Consider the following 21,285-nt stretch of genomic DNA (forward strand, 5'->3'; position numbering starts at 1 on the left):
TTCGCCACTCGCCGCCAGGGTTGCCCCCGCGCTGCCGTTCGACTTGCATGTGTAAGGCATGCCGCCAGCGTTCAATCTGAGCCAGGATCAAACTCTTCAGTTCAAACCTGTTACTGTTTTTCGGTTCACGCAGTTGCCTACGTATTGAACCGGTCGCTCACTCAAAATCACTGACGAAAGATCTGCGCTGAGTTTTTCAACCCAGTCAAACCTTCCTCAATTACTTCTGTGTGAGACTCGATTACTTTCGCTATATCGGTAATCCGAAGATCACCGCGCGCCGCCATCGAGCACCCACACTTATCGGCTGTTGATTTTTAAAGAACATTCGCGGGAAGCGCCTTGCTTTCACCACATTGCTGCGTCAGCAGCAGAGAAACGAGATTATGAAGAACCTTTTTCGTTTCGTCAACCGGTTTTTTTAACTTCCTAACCTGCCGACTGAACGGGAAAGCCTGTCAATACTGGCTTTCCAGCCTCCCTCGTTTCTTTCGCACCGCGTTGGCCGCAGCGCGAAAGACCGGAATTCTAGACACTGGATCGCGGACTTGCAAGGCTTTTTTTGATGTGCGTAAACCGCATGACATATCCAGCGAGTAACCAGCAAGCCCGCAGCTAGAAATCACGCAACAGCATGCCGCGACATCACCCGCGACACGACATCCATATAGTGATCAAGCCCCGGCGTCGCTCGGTTCGACTCTTTCGCGAGATCGTCCCAGCGGCGCAAACGCAGCGCGTCTTCGGCAAACGGCTTCTGCAAGAACGTCTGCGCCTCGTCATCGCTGAAAATGCCGCCCTGCAGTTCAAGACTGCGCACGGAATCCGCCGACAGCTTCCCAAAGTAAGCCGCGTCGATTGCGCAAAGACAGCGCTTTGCATCGACATGCAGCCGAATCGGCTCCAGCGTCGCCTCCGGCAACACCGGCCGCAAGAATGGCAGCGCGAAGTATTGATGCAGATCGTCGATGCCGCGCGCCGTCGGCGTCTCGCCCTGACGGTTCAGCAAATGCCCAAGGTCGTGCAGAAACGCCGCCGCGACCAGTTCCTCGGACGCGCCCTCCGATTCCGCCAGCGCACCGCTTTGCAACGCATGCTCGAGCTGCGTCACCGGCTCACCACTGTAGGCAAGCTGGCCGTGCGCCTCGAACAGTCCGCGAATGTCGTCCAGATTCAATGCCACGCGATCACTCCCACGGAAGAGAAAAGGTTTTGAGATTGGTGAAGCTCTTCATCGCTTCCTGCACGCCTTCCTTATAGCCGAGCCCCGAATCCTTGATGCCGCCAAACGGCGTCAGTTCGACGCGATAGCCCGGCACTTCCCACACATTCACCGTGCCCACGCGCAGTTCGTTGATGAAGCGCGGAATCGCATCCTGCCGGTTCGTGCACAGTCCACACGACAGCCCGAACGGCGTGCCGTTGCTGATACGGATGGCGTCATCGATCGTGTTGAAGGTGATGATCGGCGAGACCGGGCCGAAGGTTTCCTCGCGGATCAGCGTCATCGACGGATCGACCTGATCGACGACCGTCGGCGCATACAGCGCGCCCTTGCGCTGATTGCCCGTCAACAGGCGTGCGCCCTGTGCGACAGCTTCGTTCACACGCGCTTCGAACAGACGCGCTGCATCGGCGTCGATCACCGTGCCCATCTGGTTCGACGTATCGAACGGATCGCCGTAGGTCCATTCGCGTGTTTTTTCGACAACCAGTTCCGTGAAGCGCGCCGCGATGCTCTTCTGCACGATCATCCGCTTGACGGCCGTGCAACGCTGCCCCGAGTTCTTGTAGGAGCCTTGCACCGCCAGTGTGGCCGCACGCTCGATATCGGCGTCTTCGAGCACGATCAGCGGATCGTTGCCACCGAGTTCGAGCACGACGCGGCGGTAGCCCGCGCGCTCGGCGATATGCTTGCCGATCGCCACGCCGCCCGTGAACGTCACCAGTTCGGCAAGCGGATTCGTGATCAGTTCGTCGGCGATTTCGCGCGGGTCGCCTGTGACTACCTGCAGCATCGGCGCAGGCAGGCCGGCTTCATAAAGAATGTCGGCGAGAAAGAACGCCGACAGCGGCACCTTCTCCGATGGCTTCAGGATCACCCGATTATTCGTCGCAATCGAAGGCGCAATCTTGTGCGCGACCTGGTTCATCGGGTGATTGAACGGCGTGATCGCGACGATCACGCCGGCAAGCGGATCGCGCTGCGTAAACACGCGCCGCTTCTTGCCGTGCGGTGTCAGATCGCACGAAAAACTCTGGCCGTCATCACGCAACGCTTCGATCGACGCGAACTTCAGCACGTCGGCAACGCGCCCGATCTCATAGCGAGAATCCTGCTTGGACAAACCCGATTCGAGCGTGATCAGATCCGACGCCTCTTCGAGCCGCTCACGCAGCAGCAAGCCCGCACGTTCGAGAATCTGCGAGCGTTCATAACGCGACAGCGTCGCGTGATACGCACCCGCGTACTCGAAAGCGGCGCGCACATCGTCGACGCTCGCCATCGGCACCGTGCCGACGCGCATGCCCGAATACGGATCGAACACATCGAGCGTGCGCGAACGAGCGGCGCGCTCGCCCTTCAGACGCAGCGCTTCCGCGCGAAACGCCGGATGGTCGTTGGATTGCAGGATTGCGTTCATGACGCCGCCGTATGGTTGAGCGCGATATCGAACACGTCGAAATTGCGCAGACGCTTGCCCGCGACGCTTGCTTCGTCGATGCGTCGATTGAAGATCAGCGGCACCACCTGCTCCGAGATGCCGCCGTGCGAACGCAGCGGTACGGTCAGGCCCGACAGGTCATGTTCTTCGCGGCGCGTGCCGAGCGCCGTATTCTTCTTGCTGACGACGACGATGTCGCCCACGCGGTCGTTCGGCAATTCGAAGCGCTCGCACGCCGCCTTGTTGTCGAGCACGACTTCGATGTCCTTCAAACCGCCAAGACGTTCGATCACCTGACGTGCGTTTGCATCGGCAGGCAGATAGATCGTCGCGAACGAACCGAGCGCGCCGTGATGGACGACATACGGATCGGTAATCGGCAGAATCACGCGGGCTGCGCGCGCGCCGAGCCATTCGTCCATCACGTCCTGCAGATAGATCACGTTCGGCTCGCCCGTCTGCGGATCGTGCTTGGCGTTCATGCCGTGGTCTGCCGTCAGACCGATGACCCAGCCGAGCGCATCAAGTTGTGCGAGATAACCGTCCATCATGGCGTAAAACGCGTTCGCACCCTCCGTGCCCGGCGCCCACTTGTGCTGGATGTAATCGGTGGTCGACAGATACATCAGGTCGAGCTTGCGCGTCTGCGCGAGTCGCACGCCAGCGGCGAACACGAACTCGGAAAGCCCCGCGCTGTACACGTCAGGCACAGGCAAACCGACCAGATCCAGCACTTCGTCGATACCGTTTTCTTCGAGCGTTACCTTGTCGGCCTTTTCCGCCGAGAAGCAGATGCCTGTCATCTTGTTGCCGAGCAGACGGCGCAGCTTGTCCTTTGCAGTGACGACGGCCACGGCCGCGCCTGCATCGGCGGCAGCGGCGAGCAGCGTCGGCGCGCGCAGATAAGCGGGGTCGTTCATCATCACTTCCGCGCCTTTGCCGTCGTTGGCCTGCGGGTCCCAGAAGTAGTTGCCGCAGATGCCATGCACGGACGGCGGCACGCCACACACGATCGACAGATTGTTCGGGTTGGTGAATGACGGAATCACGCAGTCGGCCTTGAACGCCGCGCCTTCGCTCAGCATCTTGCCGATATACGGCGCGACGCCTGCCTTCACGGCTGCTTCCAGATAGTCATACTCGCAGCCATCGACACAGACGACCACCGTCGGCTTGGCAGGCAACTGATAAAGACGGCCATTCACTTCAACACTACGTCCGGATTGGATTGCCATTGCACTCTTCCCTACGCGTCGCCGACGCGTGTTCTTGATTCGTTCAGGCTTCGTTCAGGCGAGCAGCGCGCTCAACCCGTCGTTGCCATCGTTTGTTGCGCGCGGCTCCGCAGCCTCGTGCGCGCGCTGCCTGCCGCCGTCGACGTGCGCACGCATCAGCCGTGCTGCTTCGTCGGCATCACGCGCGGCGAGCGCCGACAGAATCGCGCGATGCTCGGCGAGCGACCGCTCGACGGCATCGCTTCGTACATCCAGCGCGGCGCGTCTGAACAGGCTCAATTCACCCACCAGCCCGCGATACGTCTCATACAGCTTGCCGTTGCCCGCCGTCGCGACGATCGCGTCGTGAAATGCGACGTTGGCGCGCGCGTAAGCGTCGTGATCGCCGGCATCGAGTGCGCTGCGCATCGCATCGACATGTGCGCGCAGCGTCGCCAGTTGAGCGGCGTCGATGCGCGGCGCCAGCATCCGGCACGCCGCTTCTTCGAGCACGGCGCGGACCGCGTAAATCTCGTCGGCTTCCGTCAGCGACACGGTCCGCACGAACACGCCGCGATTCTTCTCGTTGCGCACCAGCCCCGCCTGCTCCAGCGCGCGAAACGCCTCGCGCACCGGACCGCGCGACACCTGCAGCCGCGTGGCCCATTCGGCTTCGTTGAGCTTGTCGCCCGGCGCCAGCTTGCCGTCGACGATGTGCCGTTCGATCTCGTCGCGCACCAGCGCCGTCAGCGAATGCCGCCTGACCACGTCGATCCGGTCGTCCGGTTCAATTTCCATATTTTCGGTCATTTCGACAATATTTGCCACATCAATGTGCGTGGTGCGCCGACCTCGACACACCTCACGAAAAATCAGGAAACGTTGACGATCAGTCCACGCGGCGACGCGGCACGCGGGCGGCGATAAGAAGCAGCGCGGCCAGCGACGCGATCAGCAGGATCAGCGACAGCGCGGACGCCGGAAGGTAATAACCGCGCTCGACCTGCCCGACGACGACGATCGGCACCGTCGCGAAACCAGGCGGATAAACAGTGAGCGTCGCGCCCAGTTCACCGAGAGACAGCGCGAAACCGAGCGCGAGCGATGCGCGGATAGCGGGCACCAGTTGCGGCAGCACGACCCGGCGCAACACCATCGACGGCGGTGCTCCGAGGCTCGCTGCCGCTTCGCGCAACACCGTCAGTTCAGGCCGCAGCGCAGCCGCGGCGCAGCGATAGCAGAACGGCAGTACCAGCGCGAGCTGCACGAAGATCACGATGGCAGCGGAGCTCGACAGATCGACTGGCTTCTTGTGATACGCGATCAGCACGGCCAGACCGAGCACGACGCTCGGCACGCCGTTGGGCACCATCGCGATCGTATCGACGAGCGCGCCGAGTCCACGGCGGTCGCGGCCTTCCAGCGCAAGTGCGAGCCACAGACCGAGAATCGTGCCGAGAATCGCCACGCCGAAACCAATCTGCAGGCTGGTGACGAGCGCATCGAAATCGCTGCCGCCGAGGCGCTCGAACCAGCGCATGCTGAAGCCGTCGGGCAGGATCGTGCCTGACCAGTGCGCAGCGACGCTCGACAGCGCGACCACGATCACAGGCAGCACGAACAGCCAGAAGCACAGCAGCGCGGCGAACGCCATGAACAGCGCCCCGCCGATGCGCGCAACGATGCCATGTTGCACAGGCCGCGCGCGATGATGCACGGCGGGCAGCACGGTTTGATCGACGTCGGACATTACTTCGCTCCTCTCACCTTGCGCTTGTTGACCTGGCGGTACAGCGCATACAACGACAGCGACATCGCCAGCATCACGACGGCACCGGCGGCGGCCGTCGGCAGATCGAGATCGACGGTGGCCGAACTGTAGATCGCCACGGGCAGCGTGATCAGATGCGCGCTGCCGAGTACGAGCAGAATGCCGAACTCGTTTAGCGTCAGCAGGAAACACAGGATCGTGCCCGCCGCGATACCTGGCCACGCGAGCGGCAGGATCACGCGAAACGCAACCATCCAGCTATTCGCGCCGAGACTGCGCGCGGCTTCGATCAGGCGCATGTCGAGCATCGCGAACGACGCGAGCGTCGGACGCACGACGAACGGCGCGTAGAACACCACTTCCGCGAGAATCACGCCGCCGATGCCGAACAGGAAATCGAGCGGCGGCGCTTCGAGATGAAAGAGCCGTTGCAACCCGATACTGACGGAGCCCTGCGAGCCGTACAGAAAGATCAGCGTGAACGCGACGAGAAACGACGGGAACGCGACGAACAGTTCCAGAAAACGCGTGACGAGACGCGCGCCCGGAAACGGCTTGAAAAACAGCAGCGACGCGAGCGCGACACCGAGCAAAGAAGCAAGCCCGGCGCTGGCGAACAGAATCCACAGCGTCGTGCCGATCACGCCGCTCGTCTCGGGGTTCTGGAAGAACGTCGAGTAAGCGTGAAAGCTCAGGCCATGCTCGCCCGTCAGGCTCAACAACACGAGACGCACGAGCGGATAGATCACGAGCGGACCGAGCACGACCACGGCGAGAAACGCCAGATGCCACTGCGACAGTCGCTCGCGACGACGCTTCGCCGCCGCGTGCGCCGCATGCGAGGCGGCGGCCGCGGCGCGGCGCGCATCCTGCGCTGCGTCGAGCGCGTCAGGGCTTGATAAGGACGACATCGTCTGCCTCGTAACGCAAGGAAATCCGCGCGCCCTTTTCGGGCGTCACGCCGGTGCCGCGCTGCATCGATACCTGCACGGGTTCGTTGGGCATCGCGTCGAGGGCGACCTGCACGGCCAGCACCGAGCCATACCATTCGACCGTCGAAATCGTGCCGTGCAACTGGCCTTCGCCAAGCGGCACGATACGCATCGATTCAGGACGCAGACACGCGACGCGGTCACGCTCGCTGTATCGCGCATCGCCGAGGGCGAACGCGACGTTCGGCGGCAGCAGGTTGGCCGCGCCGAGATACCGCGCGACGAACGCGTCGTTCGGCGTGTCGTACAGTTGCTGCGGTGTGCCGAGCTGCGCGATCTGGCCGTCGCGCATCAGCAGCGTGCGATCGGACAACACGAGCGCGTCGTCCTGATCGTGCGTCACGCAGACGATCGTCAGATTCGGCAGGCGTTCATGCAGCGCCTTCAGTTCGGAGCGCACCGACGCGCGCAGATTGGCGTCGAGCGCGGACAGCGGTTCGTCGAGCAGCAGCACATCCGGCTCGATCACGAGCGCACGCGCGAGCGCCACGCGCTGCTGCATGCCGCCCGACAGTTGCGCGGGCATCACGTGACCGGCGTCGCCGAGTTGCACGAGCTTCAGCGCATCGGCGACACGGCGGGCAATTTCTTTCGTCGAGATGCGGCGCGCGCGCAGACCGAACGCGACGTTCTCGAACACGGACAAATGCGGGAACAGCGCATAGCTCTGGAACAGCAGCCCCAGATTGCGCTTGTGCGGCGGCACATGCGTGAGATCGCGTCCGGCGACCGTCAGCGTGCCTGCGAGACCATCGGCTTCGATAAAACCGGCGATAAAGCGCAGCAACGTCGTCTTGCCGCAGCCGCTGCGGCCGAGCACGGTCAACAGTTCGCCGCGCTCGATCGTCAGCGACAGATCGTCGAGCACCGTGCGCGAGCCGAAGCGCACCGTCAGGTGGTCGATCTGCACGCCGCCTGGCGCGCCCGCCTGCGCGATGCCCTCAGCGCGTGACGTGGCGTCGAGTTCGCCGGAACCAGCAAGGGTTGCAGTATTCACCGGGACCATCCTCCTACGTTTTTTATCGGCGCTTTCGGGCGCCGGCATGCTTGTCGCGCGGCGCGATGAGCGTTGGAACGAACATCGCGCCGCGCGCTTCCATCAGACATCCAATGCCGCAATTACTTCGGCTTGACGACCTCGAGCTGCTTGCCCGAATTGCCGATCACTTCGCTCTTCCAGCGTGCCGTCCAGTCAGCCTTCTTCGCCATCACCTGGTTCCAGTCGACCGGGATCAGCTTCACGCCCGAGATCGCCTGCTTGACAGCCGCGCCGTTCTTGCCCGACAGCGCCACGTCCGTGCGACCCGGAATGCCGAAGATGTCCGGCACCTTCGACTGCACTTCCGTCGACATCAGATAGTCGATCAGCTTCTTGCCGCCTGCCTGGTTCGGGCCGCCCTTGATCAGACCGATCGCGTACGGCAGCTGGAACGTGGTCGGCTGGCCGCCTGCTTCGGCTGCGAGGAAGATCGGCTTGAGCGACAGGCCGCCGTTGGCTGCGTCGTCGAGGTCCATCTGCAGGTCGCCGTTGGCCACCGCGATCTCGTTACGCGAGAGCAGCACGTCGAGGTAGCCCGTACCCTTGGTGTGGAACTTGGCGCTCTGCTCGAGCTTCTTCAGATAGTCGAACGCCTTGTCTTCGCCCATCAGCGACGTCGTCAGGATGATCACGGCCATACCGTCGCCCGCCGTAGCCGGGTTCGAGTACGCGACCTTGCCGCTGTAGTCCGGGTGCAGCAGATCCGCGAACGTCTTCGGCTGGTTCTTCACCACTTCCGGGTTGATCGCGAACGAGAAATAGTTGTTCACGAACGTCGCCCACGCGCCATCCGAAGCCTTCGCGATGGCCGGCACGTTCTTGTAATTCACGCTCTCATAGTTCTGCAGCAGGCCCGACTGCCCCGCCTGCTGGATGAACGGCGGCAACGTGACGATGACGTCAGCCTTCGGCGCATCCTTTTCGACCGTGGCGCGGTTCACGACTTCGCCGCTGCCGGCCGTCACGATATTGACCTTGACGCCTTCCTGCTTCTCGAACGCGGGCAGCACGTCCTTGTAGAGATTCTCCAGGCCGTCAGCCGTGTACAGCACGACCGCGCCCGCCGCGTGCGCGGACATCGCGCCGCCGAACGCCGCCGCCGCGACCAGCGCGGGCAGCAGTTTGCGCGCGTAGTGAGCAGCGCGGCCCGTCGGGCGAAGGTGATCCGTCTTCTTCATGTCGTTCTCTCCAAAAGGCAAAAACCTGTGGGTAACCCGTTTAGTGGTGGTGTCGAGCGGCGCTACGGGCGCGCCACACGCCTGACGTCGCGGCCTGAACCGCTGGAATTGCAGATTGCTGACAACTTTTTTTGCGGCGTTTGTACCAAGGCATCCCTCCGACGATTACGCGTTGCTGAATGCCTTGCCTGAACGGGCACGGCAAGGATGGGCTTTTTTTGTGACACCGACGTGAAGATTCTGCCGATTTCCACAAAATGACACAAATAGCCAATAATATGCAAAGCATCTGCTGATGCAAGCAATGCAATGTGCGCCCGCCACGGCGCACCTGACCCATCCGAAGGAGGCTGTGTGATTCTTGGCAACGACCCGATCCTGCTCACGCCGGGACCGCTGACGACCTCGCCGGCGACGCGTCAATCGATGCTGCGCGACTGGGGATCGTGGGACGCCGCGTTCAACCGCGTGACGCACAGCGTCTGTGCCGATCTCGTCGAGATCGTACATGGCGAAAATGACTACGTGTGCGTGCCCCTGCAAGGCAGCGGCACGTTCGCCGTCGAAGCGGCGCTCGGCACGCTGGTGCCGCGCGACGGCCGCGTGCTGGTGCCGAACAACGGCGCGTACTGCGCGCGCATCATCAAGGTGCTGCAGCGCATGGGCATCGCGTACGTGGAATTGGCGCTGCGCGAGGACGAGCCGGTGAGCGCCGCCGCGATCGAAGATGCGTTCAATCGCGACCCGCGCATCACGCACGTCGCGCAGGTGCATCTGGAAACCAGCGCCGGACTGCTCAATCCGCTCGACGCGATTGCGGCCGTCTGCAAGCACCACGGAAAAAGCCTGATCGTCGATGCAATGAGTTCGTTCGGCGCGCTGCCGATCGATCTGCGCAATGGCGGCATCGATGCGCTGGTGTCGGCGAGCGGCAAGTGTCTGGAAGGCGTGCCCGGCATGGGCTTCGTGATCGTGCGGCGCAGCGTGCTCGAAGCGTGCGAAGGACGCTCGCCGTCGCTCGCGCTCGATCTGTACGACCAGTTCGCATACATGCAAAAAACCACACAATGGCGCTTTACGCCACCGACGCACGTGGTCGCGGCGCTGCGCACGGCGCTGGACCAGTTCATCGCGGAAGGCGGTCAACCGGCGCGTGGCGCGCGTTACCGCAGCAACTGCGCGGCGCTTGTCGACGGGATGAAGGCGCTCGGCTTCGAGACGTTTCTGCCGGCCGACGTGCAGGCGCCCGTGATCGTCACGTTCCACGCACCGCGCGATCCGAAGTGGCAATTTGGGGAGTTTTATGCCGCCGTGCGCGAGGCCGGATACGTCCTGTATCCCGGCAAGCTCACGCAGGTGGAAACGTTCCGCGTCGGCTGCATCGGTGCGATCGATACGAACGAGATGCACAACGCCGTCGCCGCGATCGGCAGGACGCTGACCGACCTCGGCATCAGCGTGAAGTGAACGAAACGGAAACAACGCGGCGCGCGACACTCACGCGATCAGGATTTCGGGTCCGCGCGCCGTGATCGCCTTTGCGAGCGCGCGGTCCGGCGCAAGCTCGGTGACGACGTAACGTGCCTTCTCCATCCCTTCGATGCGCACAGGCGTCACGCGGCCGAACTTCGAGTTATCGGCGACGATGATGACCGTGTTGCCCGCGCCGATCATCCGGCTGCGCACTTCGGCGGCCATGCGCGAATAGTCCGAGAGATATGCGTCCGGCGTGATGCCGCCCGCGCCGATCAGCGCGAAGTCCGCGTGATAGTGCGACAGCTGCGTGATCGTGTCGAGGCCGAACGCGGCGTCTTCATTGTCCGACAGTTCACCGCCGAGCAGCGTCACGCGATTGTCGTTGCGCCGGCCAAGCAGCAGCGCGATACGCCAGTCGTTCGTGTAGACGCTCAGCCGGTGGCGGTCCGTCAATGCACGCGCGACGGCATGCGTGGTGCTGCCCGAATCGATGATGACCGACGCGCCGTCGGGTACCAGTTGCGCCGCGCGTTCGCCGATGGCGCGCTTCGCGCTGGCGTTCGCGGCATCGCGTGTATCGAGATCAGGCTCGCGCCGGTCGCTCGACAGCGCGCCGCCATGCGTCGTCACGATCAGGCCGCGCTCGGCGAGTGCGTTGAGATCGCGGCGGATCGTCTCGCGCGATACGTTGAGCTCGCGGACCAGTTCGGCGACCGACAGTGCGCCCGTCTTCGTGACCTGAGCCAGAATGTATTGATGACGTTGTTCTGCGAGCATCGGTTGGTTTGGCCGCCGTGAGCGGCGAGCGTGTATTAGGAATTGGGCAAGCCCGCGCCGTATTGTATTACGCATGGCGAGCGGTTGCGGAAGTCGCGCGTAATGAAGGGCTGCAAGCCGTGGGCGGGCTGTCGGCAGATAGTCGGTGAATCGTAGGTATATGCCGTTTGCGTGCGCCGAACGGCACGCGCTTGCCTGTGCGGGTGTCCCGCGCCGCGCATCTTTGCTAATCTGAGCGGTCTTCCCACGCATCGCCGATGCGCCCGCCGAACACACCGCCCCGATGCCGCCTCTGTTTCGCCGACTACGACTGCTGTTCCACGCGCTGCGCTATGGCGCGCGTCTCATCTGGCTTGCCGCGCCTGAACATCACAAGCTGCACTGGATCGTCACGCTCGCTTCGCGCGTGCACGAGTCGCCCGGCGGCCGTGCCGGCGTGCATCGCGCGCTGCCCAATCTTGGCCCGCTGGCAAGCGCGTTCGCCGAAGCGCTCCAGCGCCGCCCCGAACTCGCAACGGGCACGCTGCACGATGCCATCGATGCCGTCAGCCACCTGGAAACGCCCTTGCCGCCCGAAGAAGTCGAGCATGCGATCGCGGCCGCGCTTGGACGGCCGGTCTCGACGCTCTTTGCTTCCATCGATCTGACGCCCGCAAAAAACGGTTTTGCCGAGCAGACGCACGTGGCCCGGCTGATCGAGCCGCTCGGCGGGCACCGCGACATCGCGCTCAAGCTCGTGCGCGTCGCGCAAGTCCAGGAAATCTCGGATGAAGCCGCGCTGCTGCGCTGGGTCGCGCGCTGGATCGAGAAGCTCTCGAAGAACGCGCGCCGGCTGCGCCTTCGCGAACTCGCCGACACCTTCACGCAAGAGATCCTGCGCCGTTTCGATCTGCGCGCCGAAGCCGCGAATCTGAGCCAGACCGCCCATCATTTCGACGGCGACAAACGCGTCGCGATACCCGACGTGATCTGGGAACTGTGCACGGACCGCACGCTCGCGATGCAGCATATCGAGTCGCTGCCCGCGCTCGATCTCGCCGGTCTGTCCGCGCGCGGCGTGAAGCTCGTGCCACTCGCCGAGCACATCATAGAAGTGGTCACCGAGCAGGCCTTCGAGCACGGTTTCTTCCACGCGACGCTCGACGCGCGGCGCGTGCGCGTGAGCATCGAGCCGGACACGCTCGGGCGCATCGTGCTCGCGGAGTTCGCGGTGATGTCGAGTCTGTCGTCGCAGGAGCGCGAGTTTTTCGTGCATGGCGCCACGGCGCTGTTCGACCAGGACTACGGCCGGCTCGCGCATCTGCATCGCGATGCCGGGCATGTGTCGCAGGAAACGCGGCCTGAAAAGCTCGAAGCCGAACTTCGCACGCGCGCCGAAGCGCATTTCGCGCCGCAGTCGCATGAACGCTCGGCGGGTGCGCTGTTCCATCATCTGCTGTTCGCCGTGCATCCGTTCGGCGGCGCCGTGCCGCCGCGGCTCGCCGCCGCGCAGCGCGCGTTCGGCCAGGCGGAGATGCTGGCCAACGCGCTGCATCCGGGCGTCGATTCATGGAAGATCGCGCGCTCGGTGCTGGCCAGGCTGGCACGCCGCGAACTGGATCATCGCGGCTGGGTCAGGCATCTTGCGCAGGAATTCCCGCATCTCGCGCATCTGGTGCCGCGCATTCCGCAGCTCGCGGTGCGCTATCTTCAGCATCGGCACGAAGTCACGACGGTCCGGCAACAGGCGCAGCTCGTCAGCGACGTGCTGCTCGAATACCGGCGCACGCGCACGCTGCTGTGGGCGTGCACGATCTGCGGCGGACTGCTCGGCGCGATGGCGGTGCTGCTCGCGTACTGAAGGCGACGTTGCGTTGCGCTCCACACGCGATGCAGCTTCGAACAAGACAACTCGCGGCGCTTGCGCCGATACTGCGGGCTTCGTATCCGTCGTTCGAGTCGTCCGATGCTGGTGGTCTTCAATGCCGTTGTGTTCGTCGTGCTGTGGTCGACGGGTTTCGTCGTCGCCCGCGCGATCAAGCCGTTCGCCGATCCCAATCTGTTTCTGCTCGCGCGCTTCGCCGGCACGGCGCTGCTTTTCGCGTTGGCGGCGCTGGTCGCGCGCGTCGAATGGCCGAAGGGGCGCGTGCTCGGCAAGCATCTGATTGCGGGCGCGCTGCTGCAAGGTGTCTATCTGGGCGCCGGCTACTGGGCCGTCGCGCAAGGGATGAGCGCGGGCATCATGGCGCTGCTCGGCGCGTTGCAGCCGCTGCTGACTGCGGCGGTTGCCGCGCCGCTGTTCGGCGAACGTCTGTCGGGACGCGGCTGGACGGGCATGCTGCTCGGCCTTGCAGGGGTCGCGCTGGTGCTCGAGCCGAAGCTCGCCGCTGCGACAGCACCCGTCGCGTCGGACGCTGCGGGTAACGTGCCGGAATGGATCGTCGTGACCGTGTCGATTCTCGCCGTGTGCGCTATCACAGCGGGAACGCTGTTCCAGAAGACATCGCTGTCGAAAGCCGATATTCGCAGCGCGAGCGCCGTGCAGAACGTCGGCGCGGCCATCGTCGTGCTCGTGTTCGCGCTGGCGCTCGGCGAGCAGAAGTGGATTCCGTCTCCCGCGCTGTGGGTGTCGCTTGCCTGGGGCATCGTGATGCTGTCGGGCGTGAGCGTCACGTTGCTCGTGTGGATGGTCAGGCGCGGCGACGCATCGCGCGCGACGGCGCTGCTGTTTCTCGCGCCGCCGCTTGCCGCGCTCGAAGGCTATGTCGGCTTCGGCGAAACGCTGACGGCAATTCAGGTGGCAGGCTTCGTGGTCGCGCTGATCGGCGTGCTGCTCGCGCGTTCGTGACACAGCATCCGGCCGCGGTTGTGTCGCGACGCTAATCAGCCGTGTCGGCGTTGGCCGGCACTTTCGCGCGAACCTTGCCGCTCGGCGCGGGCGACCACGCGGGCCGCGCCTTGCGCTGCGAATCCACCACGACGATGTAGCGGCCCGCCCACGGCGTCGCGACGCGGTCCGAGTGCAGCACCCAAAGCGAACGCCCTTCTGCCACAAGCGCCTCGTACTCGCGATCGAGAATGCCGTAGTGATCGAGGAACACGTTCAGCGAAGCGGGTATCCGCACGCAGCCTTTCGAATGGCGGATACCGAGGATCGGTTCGAGCTTGTCGGGATCCGTCGCATGCATCTGGAAGCGCATCTGCGACATGCCGCCCTTGCCCCAGCCGCGCTCGCCCTGCGCCCAGCCGAGATCGAAGATACGCATGTCGTGCTTGCCGTAGCCGCGGATGCCGTTCTGGTTCATCGTGCCTTCCGCGCGGAAGTCCATGTTGTCGGGCGTGTGTTCGAACACGCCGAGCGGCGTGATGAAGTGATCGAACTGCCCCGGCCTGCCAGTCGCGACGGGCGACGCCCCGATCATCTGCCACGCGTCCAGCGGCGCCGCGCGAAAGTAGATGAAGAGCGCCTGCACGTTTTCGTTGCGATCGACGAGCACCACATACTCGCCCGACAGATTGCCCAGATCGCTCTGCACGAGCGCCTGTTGCAGGCGCTCGCCGTACGCGCGCTGATCGGCGGCGGGCACTTTGAGCCGACGTGTGACGCTGCGCGCAAACACGTCGCGCATCAGCAGCGCGCGGCGAGGATCGACGCCGCCGGCGGCATCGCGTGTGGCGACAGCAGAAGCGTCGACGGCGGGATTGGCAGCGTCTTGCGGCGCATCGGCCGCCTGCGCGTTCTGCGTGGCTATTGAAGCGGCCAGCGTCAACGTCAACGGAATCGCCAAAGATAAGCCGAACGACAACGCCGATCGCCGCGCACGCGATATCGACGCGATCAGGCTGATCGCCGTATCCCCGTTGTCATTGCGCACGTTACCGCTATGCGCATCCGCCCTCTCTCGTGCAGGCGGAATGAATAACCTGTTCTCTTTTTTGCTGGTCATTGTGTTCGAACATCACTGCCTGTCGTCCAACCCGAGCAGCCGCTCGTTGCTTGCTGCCGGGCGTCTCGCGGCGCAGGAAACGTTTTCATCCGCTCCGTACTGCCTGTCATGACTAATCAATTACTGCTTCGCGCCTTTAAATACTGTGACGTCCCATGCATCAGTCGATTTAAAGCGCTATTGGTTCAGATTTAATTATGGGTATGCCACATTAAACCAGACAATGTGTGCGCGCGCACCGGATTCAGCGCTTCATGCAATCATCGAAGATCGCAGGCCGACCTTGCAAGGAGAACGCCGATGGACCAGCAGCAACGCGCCGCCCGCCAGCGGCAGATCGCAGCCGAACTGCACGTCGCGGACGAGTTCGACATTGCACGCGAAATCGAGCGGCGCGTCGCTTTTCTCGCCGATTATCTGCGCGCCAACGCAATGACCACTTACGTGCTCGGCATCAGCGGCGGCGTCGATTCGTCGACAGCGGGCCGGCTCGCGCAACTCGCCGTCGAGCGTCTGCGCGACGCGCACTACGAAGACGCGCGCTTCATCGCGATGCGTCTTCCCTATGGCGTCCAGCACGACGAAGCGGATGCGCAGCAGGCGCTCGCGTTCATCCGCCCCGATGACACGTTGACCGTCGACATCCGCCCCGCCGCCGACGCGATGCTCGCGTCGCTCGGCGCGAGCGGCCTGCCGTTCATCGACGCTTCGCAGCAGGACTTCGTGCACGGCAACATCAAGGCGCGCCAGCGGATGATCGCGCAGTACGCGGCCGCGAGCGCGCGTCGCGGCATCGTGATCGGCACGGATCACGCGGCGGAATCGGTGATGGGATTTTTCACGAAGTTCGGCGACGGCGGCGCCGATGTGTTGCCGCTGGCGGGTCTGACAAAGCGGCGGGTGCGTGCGCTGGCCCGGGCGCTAGGCGCGAGCGACGCGATTGCGCACAAGGTGCCGACCGCCGACCTCGAAATGTTGCGTCCTCAACGTCCTGACGAGGACGCGTATGGCATCCGTTACGATGACATCGACGATTTTCTCGAAGGCAAGCCGGTAAGCGAAACGGTGTTCGACACCGTCATGCGGTTCTACGACAGCACGCACCACAAGCGCGCGCTGCCTTACACGCCATTCGATTGAACGATGGCCCGTCTGACTACTTGCGCGGCGGCGTTTCGTCGCCGCCGAACGGCACCGCACTCACTTGCAGCGACACGCCGCCGAGTTGCTTGCCGTTGAACTGCTGCGCGATGACTTCGGCGACATAGGCTTCATCGGCTTCGACGTCGACCTTTGCGTACGCATTGGACGTGCCCGGCTCGAACACTTCGATGTCTTTTGCATAATGACCAAGCTCGTGGCTGAGAAAATCACGCACTTCCTGCTCGGAGCAGGACTCGGGAATGTTCCACACGATGATCTTCATACGCGCCACGCTCCCATTTGGTGGTGGTCAGCAACAGGCCAGATTGAACGCCGCATGCAGGGTTTCGATCTATGCTGTCTCAGCTTCGTTTCAGCTGTCAGCGTAGCCAGAAACGTGCCTCGCGGCAACGCAGGCGGCGAGACTCAGTCCGCGTTCTCGACATTCGCCGCGCTCACCCACCACGCCATCTTGCCTTGCGGCACATGCACGAGCACGGCGGAGGGATCGGCGACACCGTCATCGGCGATCTCGCACACGTCGAGTCCGTCGGGCAGGCGCCTGACCGTGCCCGCGTCCTGGAACATCGCGAGACGATGCGCGTCGAGCGGACGCAACTGGCGATACACGTCATAGCTGATCGCGCCCGGCGCGTCGCCGCGAATCTGCAGCGCGCCGTCCTTGCCGCACGGCGACGCCGCCAGCGCAGCGTGACTGGCCGCGAGACAGCTGAGCGCTGCAACAGCAGCGATGATGGATTGCTTCATGTGATTCTCCAGAATGTGACGGTTTGCCGCGGGTCGCGGCGACCTGAAAGACGGTTTGAACGTGCTGGCGACGCTGCCGGCCCGGCTCACGGGCCATCGTTACCGATTGACGCAACACCGCGATCGTCATCGCAAGGCGCACTGCCGAAGCCCCCGTAATGCGCGGACCAGTTGCCGGTAATGGCCGACTGCGCTTCGCTCAACGACATGCGCCCTTCGCACACGCAGCGCTTGAGCTTGGCCGTCAGCAATTCCTTGCGACGCTCGCCCTTGTGGCCGCCCCACGGCAGCAGGCCGAGATTGTCGGGCGCATCGGGCGAGCCACCCAACACGATCGGCACGCGGCGGTCCAGCGCATAGCGCGTACCGTGTTCGGCATCGATGCCGTATTCGGCAAGCAGCCGGTCCTTGTGCTCCATCATGTCGTCGAACGGTGGCGAAACTGTGTCCGCGTAGCCGGGCCGACAGATGGTCGCGGCGATGTTCTGCTGCGTGACGCGCTCGTCGAGCATCGACGCGTCTTGCGCAAACGATCCAGCCGCATGCAGATACAGGCCGGCAGACATAGCTACGAGCGCCATGCCGCGCACGCGCACCGTTAGCGCGAGGCGATGTGCATCACGCGCATTTGATTCGATTCGAGTACTGCCAGGCGCCTCACCGGGCGCGTTCGCCTTCCCTTCGTTCATTAATCAGCGCGCCTTTGGATTGCGCGGAAGAGTTAATTCGCAAGGCAATTAAAACACATCCGGCGCGCATGACGTAAATAACAGCGCAATTGAATCGTTGCGTTTTTTCGATGCCAGCCGAATAGGGGCATCGCCAGTACGAATGCAATGCCCCTATTGACGCAGTTTCGACGACGCGTCAAATCGTTGCCATGACCCGCATCAAAACAGACGCGCTCAATGCATCTTCGCAGCCGTAAGCGCCTGCAGCGCGCGTACGCGCCCGAGTGCTTCCGTGTTGCTGACCGCCTTCTCGTACATCGAAGCGAGGTCGGCTTTCAACGCGGTACGCGAGCCGCCGTCGAGGTACACCATATGCCCGGACGGATAGAAGCGCGCGGACAGGTTGTCGCGCACCTGCTGGCTCAGCAACGGCATCTGCTGCAGATCGAGCACGGTCTGATAGAACGGCGTGACGAAGTCGTAGAAGCCATTCGCCGACAGCACCTTCAGATCGACATTGAGCGCCATTACGGCGGCGAGGTCGCCCGCCGTGTACAGAATGACGTTGCCCTTCTTGTCGAGGCCCTTCTGTTCGCCCGTCGGATCGATATGGCTGAAGTCCCAGTACTTGAAGGCCTGATCGTTCAGATCCGTGAACGCCGAGTTCGACGTGAACTTCAACTGCTCGTTCAGATAGACGTTCCACATCGTCGTGTAGACACCCGTCACGGCCGTCATGGTCGGGTCGTTGCCGCCCGAGTTCGGATCGATCTTGCCTGCGATCCCCGTTTCGATCGCCGTCACGCGACCGTCGTACTCGCCGAGCGCGAGTCCCTTCGACTTCAGCAGCGTGGTCAAGAAGAGTGAATTGCCGCGGCTGTCATACCCGGCGATGTCGAGGCTCCACGCAAGCAGCGTGGTCTTGTCGATGCCCGTGTATTCGCTGAGCTTTTCGACCACGGCGCTATCCGTGGTCGGGAATTTGCGCAGCGCGTTGAGGTAGTCGGTGCGCGCGAACTGCGCAACCTCTTCGACGAACTGACCGAGATCCGTGGGCCTTGGCGCGACGCCGAGCTTCTTGTGATACCACGCGTCGGCGGCGGCCGTGGGCAGTGCGCCGACGGGATTGCCTGCCTGCGCGTAATCGAGAATCGACGATTGCAGCGTGATGCCGTTCAGATCGACGCCATCTTCGTGCAGCTTGTACGCAAGCACGCAGCTGCGCGCCGTGCCGTACGACTCGCCGAACAGAAACTTCGGCGAATTCCAGCGGTTGTTCTTCGTCAGAAAGCGCTTGATGAACTGCTTGATCGAGTCCGCGTCCTGATCCACGCCCCAGAAATCGCGGTTCTTGCGCGGCGCGACGGCAGCTGAATAACCGGTGCCAACCGGATTGATGAAGACGAGATCGCTCCTGTCGATCAGGCTGTCCGGGTTGTCTTCCATCTGATACGGCGCGGGCGGCGTGAAGCTCGGCATCGACGTCTTGATGCGGCGAGGCGCGAACGACCCCAGCAGCACGAACACGGACGACGAGCCCGGCCCACCGTTATAGAAGAACGTAACGGGCCGCGTTTCTTCCTTCTGGTTGTCCTGCGTGAACGCAACATAGAACATCTTCGCGCTCGGCAGCGAGCTGGATGGATCGACCGTCACCAGATGGCCTGCCGTTGCCGTGTAGTTGATCTTCTTGCCGCCGATCGTGATGGAATGCTTCGTGATCGCGGCGTTCTCGCTGCTGTCTGTGACCGAATCGTCGGGCCCGTTGCCGTACGCGACGGGATCGAAGAACGGATGGTCACCGGCCTTGTGCGACGCGCTCGCAGCGGATGCTTCCTGCGTGGCGTGTGAATTGTGAGGCGACTGCAAACTGCCGGAAGCTGATTCTGTGTTCGTCATGATCGCTCCATCGAATGCCTGTTTATGTGCTCACTGTTGCGATGCGTCGATCGCCGCGAAAACGCGGCGCCCGGACCGCCAACGCCCGCTCTTCAGACTATAAAGCCGCTGCCACCTTCACACCATTGGGACTGCCCAAGCCTGTGCAGGCGTCCCAGCCGGTGGTCGCGGCATAACTGCCGTTGTTGCCCTGCGTGATGTCGTTGCATGCGCCCGCCGCCTTGTACAGCTTCGGATTGACGAAGCCGACGGGCGTGCCGTTCGCGCCTCTCGCGCCATTAATGCGCGCGATCAGTGCAGCCCACAGCGGCGCAACCGCGCTCGTGCCGCCGATCACCGTGTTGTTGCCGTCGACTATTACGTCGTAGCCGGTGAGCGGCGACGCGTCGGCCGCCACGTCCGGCACGCCGCGCCCTGTCAGCGCGTGCTTGCTGCCCTGCTCGCTGGAGACAGACAGCCCTTCCTGCCATGCCGGCACCGGAAACGTGCCGCTTACGCCGCCGCCCGTTGCCCCGCCATTCGCGCCGTCGTTCCACACCACTTCATGCGAGACCGTTTGCCCGGAGCCTTGCAGGCTGGTGCCGCCGCATGCGAGCACATACGGGCTCGACGCCGGGAAATCGACATGGTTGCTGCCGTCGCCAACGCCGTCGCTGGAGCCGCTGTCGCCCGAAGCGGCGCAGACCGTCACGCCAACCGCCGCAGCCGATTGCAGGACATCGTTGAAAGCGTTCATTGATTGCGCGGTCCACACGCTTTCGGGCGCGCCCCAACTGATCGAAATCACCGAAGGCTTGTTGGTCTTGTCGTGCACGGCGCGGCTGACGGCGTCGATAAAGCCGGCGTCGCTATTGGTGGTGAAGTACACGGCAATCGTCGCGCCCGGCGCGATCGCACCGGCGATCTCGATGTCGAGCGTCACTTCGCCGTCGGGTCCGTTCGGATCGCCCGTCGGATGATTGCCGCCCTGATCGACGCCGACCGCGACGACTTTCGGCGAACCCACGCCGAGGCTGGAGAAATAGTTGTCGAGGTCCGCCGTGCGATAGCCGCCGCCCAGTTCGACGATGCCGATGCACTGTCCGCTGCCGTCGCCCTGCGGAAACTTGTACAGCGACGCGAGCTGCAACGGCGTAAACGACGACGCCTGTTGCACCCTCGCCGGCTGGAACGGTGGACGCATGCGAAAGTGCGGGCGCGCCTGCGGGCGGTCATCGAGACCGAGCACGGCCGTCACGACGCCATGCAGATCGTCGGGCACGCTGATCGTGCCCGTGCGTCCGCGAAACTGGCCCATCGATTGATGCTCGTAGTGCTGCAACTGAACGTCGAACGCCTTCTGGAACTGATCGATTGTGCCGCTCAGCACGACGCTGCGCGCCGACGCATCTTCACGCACAACCGTCAGCCCATGCTGCGCAGCGAAGGCTTTCAGTTTTGCAATGTCATCTGCCGCCGCGCCGAAGCGCTGCTCGAGTTCTTCGCGCGTAATCGGCTTTGCATCGGCCGCGCCCGCTTCGATCTTCTTCATCAACTGCGCGAACTGCTGCTCGTCCTTGCGCCGCAGCAAGACCACTACCTGAATCTTTTCCGCCGGATCGCATTGCGCGACCACCTTCGAGCCGGGCGCGAGCGTGCGCTCGCTGCCGGGCAATGGATGCTTCGTCATGGTTGCGATTCTCCCTGTGTCTACTGGAGGCACCTACTCGATCTCATGCAACAGACGGACGCTTAGGAAACACCTTCGCGCCCTCCCTCGTTACGA

20 protein-coding genes and 1 rRNA gene are annotated in these 21,285 nt (G+C 63.5%); 5 read left to right on the top strand and 16 right to left on the bottom strand.

Annotated elements, in window-relative coordinates:
- From G3O01_RS18945 to phnS, 9 genes are all read right to left on the bottom strand, one after another.
- Positions 1 to 103: ribosomal RNA gene (locus G3O01_RS18945) — 16S ribosomal RNA — on the bottom strand; the annotation flags it as partial.
- 519 nt (positions 104 to 622) lie between these two features.
- Positions 623 to 1,183 (bottom strand): phosphonate degradation HD-domain oxygenase, encoded by a 561-nt coding sequence (locus G3O01_RS18950; protein ID WP_205806667.1) that lies wholly within the window; start codon positions 1,181 to 1,183, stop codon positions 623 to 625.
- A gap of 4 nt (positions 1,184 to 1,187) precedes the next feature.
- Positions 1,188 to 2,645: a phosphonoacetaldehyde dehydrogenase gene (gene phnY / locus G3O01_RS18955; RefSeq protein WP_205806668.1), complete on the bottom strand. Its 1,458-nt coding sequence runs from the start codon at positions 2,643 to 2,645 to the stop codon at positions 1,188 to 1,190.
- Positions 2,642 to 3,901 carry a phosphonoacetate hydrolase gene (gene phnA / locus G3O01_RS18960; protein WP_205806669.1) on the bottom strand — a complete coding sequence of 420 codons (1,260 nt, stop codon included), beginning with the start codon at positions 3,899 to 3,901 and terminating at the stop codon, positions 2,642 to 2,644. Before phnA ends, phnY begins: the two co-directional genes overlap by 4 nt.
- A 54-nt stretch (positions 3,902 to 3,955) precedes the next feature.
- Positions 3,956 to 4,690 (bottom strand): phosphonate utilization associated transcriptional regulator, encoded by a 735-nt coding sequence (locus G3O01_RS18965; RefSeq protein WP_205806670.1) that lies wholly within the window; start codon positions 4,688 to 4,690, stop codon positions 3,956 to 3,958.
- A gap of 79 nt (positions 4,691 to 4,769) precedes the next feature.
- Positions 4,770 to 5,630 (bottom strand): 2-aminoethylphosphonate ABC transport system, membrane component PhnV, encoded by an 861-nt coding sequence (gene phnV / locus G3O01_RS18970; protein ID WP_205806671.1) that lies wholly within the window; start codon positions 5,628 to 5,630, stop codon positions 4,770 to 4,772.
- A complete protein-coding gene (locus tag G3O01_RS18975; RefSeq protein ID WP_205806672.1) occupies positions 5,630 to 6,562 on the bottom strand; it encodes a 2-aminoethylphosphonate ABC transporter permease subunit in 933 nt (310 codons plus the stop codon). Before G3O01_RS18975 ends, phnV begins: the two co-directional genes overlap by 1 nt.
- Positions 6,540 to 7,640: a 2-aminoethylphosphonate ABC transport system ATP-binding subunit PhnT gene (phnT, locus tag G3O01_RS18980; protein ID WP_205806673.1), complete on the bottom strand. Its 1,101-nt coding sequence runs from the start codon at positions 7,638 to 7,640 to the stop codon at positions 6,540 to 6,542. Before phnT ends, G3O01_RS18975 begins: the two co-directional genes overlap by 23 nt.
- 122 nt (positions 7,641 to 7,762) lie before the next feature.
- Entirely contained in the window at positions 7,763 to 8,860 is a 1,098-nt protein-coding gene (phnS, locus tag G3O01_RS18985) for a 2-aminoethylphosphonate ABC transporter substrate-binding protein (RefSeq protein WP_205806674.1), read from the bottom strand.
- A gap of 357 nt (positions 8,861 to 9,217) precedes the next feature.
- On the opposite strand from phnS, the gene G3O01_RS18990 reads away from it, so the two are divergent.
- The gene (locus tag G3O01_RS18990) at positions 9,218 to 10,327 is read left to right on the top strand and encodes a 2-aminoethylphosphonate--pyruvate transaminase (protein WP_205806888.1); all 1,110 of its coding nucleotides are present in this window, start codon (positions 9,218 to 9,220) and stop codon (positions 10,325 to 10,327) included.
- Between the two features lie 30 nt (positions 10,328 to 10,357).
- On the opposite strand, the gene G3O01_RS18995 is transcribed toward G3O01_RS18990, so the two are convergent.
- A complete protein-coding gene (locus G3O01_RS18995) occupies positions 10,358 to 11,113 on the bottom strand; it encodes a DeoR/GlpR family DNA-binding transcription regulator (RefSeq protein ID WP_205806675.1) in 756 nt (251 codons plus the stop codon).
- Between the two features lie 283 nt (positions 11,114 to 11,396).
- Here G3O01_RS18995 and G3O01_RS19000 point away from each other — a divergent pair, with 283 nt between their 5' ends.
- A complete protein-coding gene (locus G3O01_RS19000; RefSeq protein ID WP_205806676.1) occupies positions 11,397 to 12,953 on the top strand; it encodes an AarF/UbiB family protein in 1,557 nt (518 codons plus the stop codon).
- A gap of 105 nt (positions 12,954 to 13,058) precedes the next feature.
- Positions 13,059 to 13,940, top strand: coding sequence for a DMT family transporter (locus tag G3O01_RS19005; protein ID WP_205806677.1), 882 nt, complete (start codon positions 13,059 to 13,061; stop codon positions 13,938 to 13,940).
- A gap of 31 nt (positions 13,941 to 13,971) precedes the next feature.
- Here G3O01_RS19005 and G3O01_RS19010 read toward each other — a convergent pair whose 3' ends face one another.
- Positions 13,972 to 14,940: a L,D-transpeptidase gene (locus tag G3O01_RS19010; protein ID WP_346779208.1), complete on the bottom strand. Its 969-nt coding sequence runs from the start codon at positions 14,938 to 14,940 to the stop codon at positions 13,972 to 13,974.
- Between G3O01_RS19010 and G3O01_RS45770 the strand changes: the two genes are divergently transcribed.
- Complete coding sequence (locus G3O01_RS45770; RefSeq protein ID WP_205806909.1) at positions 14,837 to 15,151, top strand: hypothetical protein; 315 nt, start codon at positions 14,837 to 14,839, stop codon at positions 15,149 to 15,151. The genes G3O01_RS19010 and G3O01_RS45770 overlap by 104 nt on opposite strands.
- 188 nt (positions 15,152 to 15,339) lie before the next feature.
- Positions 15,340 to 16,179 carry an ammonia-dependent NAD(+) synthetase gene (gene nadE / locus G3O01_RS19020; protein WP_241024082.1) on the top strand — a complete coding sequence of 280 codons (840 nt, stop codon included), beginning with the start codon at positions 15,340 to 15,342 and terminating at the stop codon, positions 16,177 to 16,179.
- A gap of 16 nt (positions 16,180 to 16,195) precedes the next feature.
- Here nadE and G3O01_RS19025 read toward each other — a convergent pair whose 3' ends face one another.
- From G3O01_RS19025 to G3O01_RS19045, 5 genes are all read right to left on the bottom strand, one after another.
- Positions 16,196 to 16,465 carry an RNA-binding protein gene (locus tag G3O01_RS19025; protein WP_205806678.1) on the bottom strand — a complete coding sequence of 90 codons (270 nt, stop codon included), beginning with the start codon at positions 16,463 to 16,465 and terminating at the stop codon, positions 16,196 to 16,198.
- 143 nt (positions 16,466 to 16,608) lie between these two features.
- A complete protein-coding gene (locus G3O01_RS19030; protein WP_205806679.1) occupies positions 16,609 to 16,950 on the bottom strand; it encodes a hypothetical protein in 342 nt (113 codons plus the stop codon).
- 86 nt (positions 16,951 to 17,036) lie between these two features.
- Positions 17,037 to 17,639 (bottom strand): hypothetical protein, encoded by a 603-nt coding sequence (locus tag G3O01_RS19035; RefSeq protein ID WP_205806680.1) that lies wholly within the window; start codon positions 17,637 to 17,639, stop codon positions 17,037 to 17,039.
- Positions 17,640 to 17,855: 216 nt separating this feature from the next.
- Positions 17,856 to 19,520, bottom strand: a complete 1,665-nt coding sequence (locus G3O01_RS19040; protein WP_205806681.1) for a peptidase S1 — start codon at positions 19,518 to 19,520, stop codon at positions 17,856 to 17,858.
- A 97-nt stretch (positions 19,521 to 19,617) separates the two neighbouring features.
- Positions 19,618 to 21,189 carry a S53 family peptidase gene (locus G3O01_RS19045; RefSeq protein ID WP_205806682.1) on the bottom strand — a complete coding sequence of 524 codons (1,572 nt, stop codon included), beginning with the start codon at positions 21,187 to 21,189 and terminating at the stop codon, positions 19,618 to 19,620.
- Positions 21,190 to 21,285: the final 96 nt, after the last annotated feature.

The organism is Burkholderia sp. Ac-20365, assembly GCF_017104715.1.
Taxonomy (GTDB): Bacteria; Pseudomonadota; Gammaproteobacteria; order Burkholderiales; family Burkholderiaceae; genus Paraburkholderia.